The sequence below is a fragment of the Acetomicrobium sp. S15 = DSM 107314 genome (assembly GCF_016125955.1).
In the GTDB taxonomy this organism is placed as follows: domain Bacteria; phylum Synergistota; class Synergistia; order Synergistales; family Thermosynergistaceae; genus Thermosynergistes; species Thermosynergistes pyruvativorans.
This window is the reverse complement of the sequence record NZ_JADEVE010000401.1, coordinates 1-269: the sequence shown is the minus strand read 5'-3', so window position 1 is coordinate 269 and position 269 is coordinate 1. Positions and strand designations below refer to the sequence as shown.

Annotated in this window: 1 protein-coding gene; it reads right to left on the bottom strand. The window is 50.2% G+C overall.

Going from position 1 to position 269, the window contains the following annotated elements:
• Positions 1 to 126, bottom strand: a 126-nt coding sequence (locus EZM41_RS14825; protein ID WP_446697848.1) for an isocitrate/isopropylmalate family dehydrogenase, incomplete at its 3' end; no start/stop codon positions are given.
• Positions 127 to 269: the final 143 nt, after the last annotated feature.

Here is a 269-nt window from a genome sequence, read left to right as displayed (position 1 = left end):
AATACTAGCAGAAGGCATCATGCCGATCGACCCCGCGAGTACAGATGAGAGATCGCTGAGGATATCGCCAAAAATATTGCCCGCGAGGATAACATCAAACTGCCGCGGGTTTTCTATAATTTTCATAGCGCAGGCGTCAGTCCCTATACATAGGCTTTTGGCCTTGAGCAGAGACCTGTGTTTTTATTAAACAGTCGCCTGGGCCTTGACTCTGCGACCCCCTTCGGCTAATAAGGACAAGCTCTTTCACCTAATGGGGGCACCCCTTC